Here is a 5660-nt window from a genome sequence, read left to right as displayed (position 1 = left end):
CCTGCTAGGGCGCGGCTGGTAAGAAAGCCTTACAGGCGCATAAGAGGAACCACCGGCTATGCCGGTGGGGCCCCATTATGGTGAGCTGTGCCCGTCGTTCGGAAGGGCGGGCAGAGTATGCATCAGGCAAAGGGGAAACATCAGTCCTTGCGCAGAAGGTGGAAATGATCGAACAGCTTGAATGCCAGGCTCAGAATGATGGCGATGATGGTGGCGAGCACCATGCCCTGAATGGTGAAAGAGCCGAAGGACAGCTTGGCACCGCTCAGACCTATAATCATGATGACCGAGGTCATGACAAGATTTGAGGACTTGCTGTAATCGACCTTGCGTTCGACAAGCACGCGCAGACCTGACGCGGCGATCACGCCGAAGAGCAGCAGGCACACGCCCCCCATGACAGGCACGGGAATGCCGCGGATGAGCTCGGAGAGTTTGCCCACAAAGGAAAGCAGAATGGCCATGACGGCCGCGCCTCCGAGAACCCACACACTGTAGACTCGGGTGATGGCCATGACGCCGATGTTTTCACCGTAGGTGGTGTTGGGCGTGGCGCCGAAGAAGCCGGAAAGAATGTTGGAACAGCCGTCGGCAAAAAGTGAACGTGAAAGTCCGGGATCCTTGATGAGATCGCGTCCTACCACGTTGCCGGTGACGAGCAGATGGCCGATGTGTTCGGCCAGCACCACGAGTGCGGCGGGCGCAATGACGATGATGGCGTTGAGGTCGAAGGTGGGGGCGTAGAAATGCGGCACCTGAAACCAGGGGGCTTCGATGACCGGGGTAAGGTCCACCATCCCCATGAAGAAGGCGAACACATAGCCGCATATGACACCGAAGAGCACGGGAATGATGGCCAGGAAGCCCTTGAACGCCACGGAACCGACAACCGTGACGACGAGTGTGAACATGGATACCAGCACGTTGTCCATGTTGATGTTTTCTCCCGTGAGACCGGCCATGGACGCGGCGGTGGGGGCAAGCTCAAGACCGATGACGGCGATGATGGAGCCCATGGCCGCAGGCGGGAAGATGACGTCTATCCATTTGGTGCCCACGGCTCTGATGAGCAGAGAGAAGAGAATGAACAGAAGGCCGAAGACGATGAATCCCGACTGTGCCGAAGAATAACCGCTTGCCGCGATGATGGCGAGAACGGGAGAGATGAAGGCGAAGCTCGATCCCAGGTAGGAAGGAATTTTGCCCTTCGTGAGCACGAGATACAGCAGCGTTCCTATGCCGTTCATGAACAGGCAGGTGGTGGGATTCACATGGAACAGGAAGGGCACGAGCACGGTGGAGCCGAACATGGCGAACAGATGCTGAATGCTCAGAGGAATGTTGAGAAGAAGCGGCGGTCGCTCCTCGACCTGAATGACGTGATATTCCAAGGTACTACCCTCGTTGAAAAAGAGTGTTGAAGGCGCACGCGCCCGGGGAGGGACAGGACGGGGGCATTTCCCGTTCTGTCACGGCATTTGCGGAGAACCGCGGAAAAGCATTGGAGGTCTACAGATCCATGAGTGCCAGACTGCGGCCCAGTTCAAAAGCCTTGCGGCAGTCTTCCGGGAAGATTTCTTCATGATACTTTTTCTTTTCGACCGGGTCGTAACGGTCAGCTTCGTAAAGACTGTAGTCGCTGAACTGCCAGGCGTTGGCGCTGCAGCATACTTTTGTTTCCACACCCAGCATGTCGCCCATGCGGGCGTGCACGCCTGCAAAGGGCGAAAGGACGCTTTCTGTCTGATCTGCGGTTACACCGAAGGTGTAGATGAAGGCCGAGGGAATTCGGCGGGGAAACACCCAGCGCTTTTCTCTGTTGTAAAGCATATGGCTGAACAGAAAGCGGTGCTCAAGGGCGAGCATTTCCGGCGTGACGTCACCATAGTAGATGGGAGAGCCGAAGATGAGCGCATCGGCCTGCTCCATCATTTCAAGAATGGGAGAGAGGTCGTCCTTCATGGCGCAATGCCCGTGTATTCCGGTCTTGAGCTTGCAGGAAAAGCAGCTGATGCATCCTTTGTAGTTCAGGCGGTAAAGCTGGACGAGCTTCGTTTCCTTCCCGACCGAGGCGGCTCCGTCAAGAGCGGACTGCAGCATGGTAGCCGTGTTTCCCTTGACTCTCGGACTGCCGTTGAGCGCAAGTATCATGTTTTTCCCCGTGCGGTTGACGTGGTTGTGGCGGCGTGAACCCGGTTCAGGCCATATTCGCGTTAGAATAGGGCGGATGGCTTTCCTATGCAAGCCGAAAGTGTCCGGTCCGGCTGGCCTCACTTGCCTGCATGTACGCCTTCCTGTATGCTTAATTCATGGAAGCCATAGCTCACATTCATACGGATCTGCCGACAAAGTTCGGGGTGCCCCGTCAGTGCGGCCTCGTGGAGGCACTGAAGGGGCGCATAGTGTTCACGCCGAGGTATCGGGAGCCCGAAGCCTTGCGTGGTCTGGAGGATTTTTCCCATATCTGGCTTATCTGGGAGTTTTCGCAGGCTGTGCGCGACGAGTGGTCGCCCACGGTAAGGCCTCCTCGGCTGGGCGGCAACATACGTATGGGCGTGTTCGCCACGCGATCTCCTTTCCGTCCCAATTTCATGGGGCTTTCCTGTGTGCGTCTGGAAAGAGTGGAGCTGCACGGATCGGAGGGGCCGGAACTATACGTGTCCGGTGTGGATCTCATGGACGGTACGCCTATTTTCGACATCAAGCCCTACGTTCCCTATTCCGATTGTCATCCTGATGCCCAGGGAGGATTCACGACACGTCTTGCAGACCGTACGTTGCAGGTGACGTTTCCTGAAGCGCTGCGCGTACCGTTCAGTTCGGAGCAGCAGGCGGCCGTTGTGGGCATTCTGGAGAGAGACCCGCGTCCCCACTATCATAGGGACCCGGAAAGGGTGTATGGCATGCCTTTTGCCGGATATGACATCCGCTTTTGCGTGCGGAACGGCGTAGCCGAAGTTTTGGAGGTGGTTCCTCTTTCTTCCTGATTTCATAAGAGAACGGGACAGGATACTCTTGCCGTGTACCTGTGCCGTAATATACTGGATTTAAAAAAATGTCTTTTTATAAAGTGCGACTTTTGTATGTATGATGCGATTAATCGATATATTTTTCACTTTAATATGTATACTTTATAAGTAATAAATAATAATATAGAGTATTTTTTTATTTTTATATAAAATATATTATAACTTATTACATGATATTATAGAAATATTGCATAAAAAATACGAAGTTATGGTGTTTTATAAATATAAAAAATCGTGCGTTGCGTAAAGACAACCGATGATCTTTTTCGCAAGAAAGTTCCGTTTAGCGGACATCTTTTGTTTTGTGACCATGTTCATTCCATAAGGGCGTGGACAGAGGATAAAATAGCCTTGTCTCCGAGCTTCGCAGAATAAGAATTTTATGGTAAAACCCGTTCGTGGCTCGGAGACCTCCATAGCGTTGACGCTGAAATTGCGGGGCAGGTCGCCGGTCAGGTACATATAAAGAATCTTCGACCATCCTCACCAAATGGCCGGAGAGGGCAGGCAGCATGAGCGAGACTCAAACATCGGTTTCTTCTTCGGCTTCTCCGGCAATGGCTCCACTTTCACCTTCGGAAGTAGACTTCATGCCTGCGCTGCTGAGGAGTCTTTCCATCCTCATTCAGCTCAAGGGCAAGCACGTTTCCCCTCAGTTCCTGCTTGCCGGTCTTTCCGGTTCGGAAAAGGTCAGCGCCGGCGCCTGCCTGAGAGCGGCGGAACGGGCTGGATTGAAGGGAAAGGTGATGTATCGCCCGAAGCTGGATGACATTTCTCCTCTTACACTGCCCTGCATTCTGCTTTTGAAGGACAATGCGTCCTGCGTGCTGACGTCGTTTAATGAGGACAAGGTGAAAATTATTCTGCCGGAACTTGGCGACGGCGTGCAGGAGATGGAACGCAGTACGCTCGAAGAGCAGTATTCCGGCTATGTCGTGTTCGGGGCGCTGGAAAACAGGGCCGATGCCAGGACGGAACCGGTAAAGCTCAGGCAGGGAAAGCGCTGGTTCTGGGATGTGCTGCGTTTCTATATGCCTATTTACCGCCATGTGGCTCTGGCCAGCGTGGTAGTTAATGTCATAGCCGTAGTCAGCTCGCTGTTCGTCATGAACGTGTACGACAGAGTCATTCCCAACAATGCTTATGAAACGTTGTGGGTTCTGGCAGCGGGCGTGACCATTGCCTATCTGTTCGATTTTTTGCTGCGCAGCCTGCGCAGTCACTTTGTGGACCTGGCCGGGCGCAACGCCGACGTGGTTCTTTCCAGCAAGCTTATAGATAAGGTTCTTTCCATGCGCATGGACGCCAAGCCGGAGTCCACGGGGGCGCTGGTCAATAATCTCAGGGAGTTTGAATCACTGCGTGAATTTTTCAGCTCCACAACTTTTCTCGCCTGCATCGACATTCCGTTTCTTCTGCTTTTTTTCGTCCTGCTCGCGTTTATCGGCGGGCCTCTTGTTCTGCTGCCGCTTCTGGCCATGCCCGTGCTTCTCGGCGTTGGCGTTTACCTGCAAATACTGGCCCGGAGGAGCGCTGAAAAAAGCTATCGTCACAACATGCAGAAAAACGCGTTGCTCGTGGAGATGGTGAACGGGCTGGAAACCATCAAGGGCTGTATGGCGGAAAGTCGCATGCAGCGTCTGTGGGAAGCCGTGGCAGGTATTTCCGCACAGTCTTCCAACGAAGCGCGCAAGTACAGTACGAGGGCTGTAACGTTTGCCACCTTCACCACGCAGCTTGTTACCGTAGGCATGGTCATATGGGGCGTTTACCGCATAGGAGCCGGAGAAATGAGCATGGGCGGTCTCATCGGCTGCAACATTCTTGTGGGGCGTATCATGGCTCCGCTGCTTCAGCTCGCGTCCCTGCTTACCAGACTCCAGAACTCCCGCGTGTCGCTCAAGGCTCTCGATACGCTCATGGCGCTGCCCTCGGAAAATCAGGATCAGGCGGCGTGCATGGACTTCGGGGCGCTGTCCAGTGAATTCGTCATGGACAACGTAAGCTTTGCCTATCCCGGTTCTCAGACTCTTGCGCTCGATCATGTCTCCTTGCGTATCCGTCCGGGAGAAAAGGTGGGCATCATAGGTAAGATGGGGTCAGGCAAGAGCTCTCTTGGCAAACTGCTTATCGGACTTTACCCGCCGAAGGAAGGGGCGGTTTCCTTCGGTGGCGTGGACATCAGTCAGCTCGCCACGGCCGACCTGCGCAGTCGCGTGGGATTTCTGCCGCAGGAGGTCATCCTTTTTTACGGCACAGTACGCGACAACATTGCTCTCGGCGATCCTACCATCAACGATCATCTCATTCTTCGAGCGTCCGCCATTTCCGGAGTTGCGGATTTCGTACGAAAGCATCCTTCCGGGTTCGGTGCTCAGGTAGGCGAACAGGGCCGCAATCTGTCAGGTGGACAACGGCAGGCCGTGGGGCTTGCCCGGGCGCTGGTGCGCGATCCCGACGTGCTTATTCTGGACGAGCCCACCAGCAATATGGACGTGGAGTCCGAACGTATTGTTCAGCAGCGCCTTGCCCCCGTGGTTAAAAACAAGACCCTCATTCTCATTACACACCGGCTCAGCATGCTGCGTATCGTGAACAGGCTCATAGTCATGGATGGAGGAAAGGTGCTCA

The 5660-nt window shown here is 54.5% G+C and carries 4 protein-coding genes; 2 read left to right on the top strand and 2 right to left on the bottom strand.

Annotated elements, in window-relative coordinates:
- Positions 1 to 140 precede the first annotated feature (140 nt).
- Positions 141 to 1391: a uracil permease gene (gene uraA, locus Q0J81_RS10315; RefSeq protein WP_294447663.1), complete on the bottom strand. Its 1251-nt coding sequence runs from the start codon at positions 1389 to 1391 to the stop codon at positions 141 to 143.
- Between the two features lie 118 nt (positions 1392 to 1509).
- A complete protein-coding gene (locus Q0J81_RS10310) occupies positions 1510 to 2151 on the bottom strand; it encodes a flavodoxin family protein (protein WP_294447662.1) in 642 nt (213 codons plus the stop codon).
- Positions 2152 to 2309: 158 nt separating this feature from the next.
- On the opposite strand from Q0J81_RS10310, the gene tsaA reads away from it, so the two are divergent.
- A complete protein-coding gene (gene tsaA / locus Q0J81_RS10305; RefSeq protein WP_294447661.1) occupies positions 2310 to 2987 on the top strand; it encodes a tRNA (N6-threonylcarbamoyladenosine(37)-N6)-methyltransferase TrmO in 678 nt (225 codons plus the stop codon).
- Positions 2988 to 3619: 632 nt separating this feature from the next.
- On the top strand, positions 3620 to 5660 hold a 2041-nt coding region (locus Q0J81_RS10300; RefSeq protein WP_294447660.1), incomplete at its 3' end, for a type I secretion system permease/ATPase.

The organism is uncultured Mailhella sp. (assembly GCF_944324575.1).
GTDB lineage: Bacteria > Desulfobacterota > Desulfovibrionia > Desulfovibrionales > Desulfovibrionaceae > Mailhella.
This window is presented reverse-complemented; position numbering and strand designations above follow the sequence as displayed.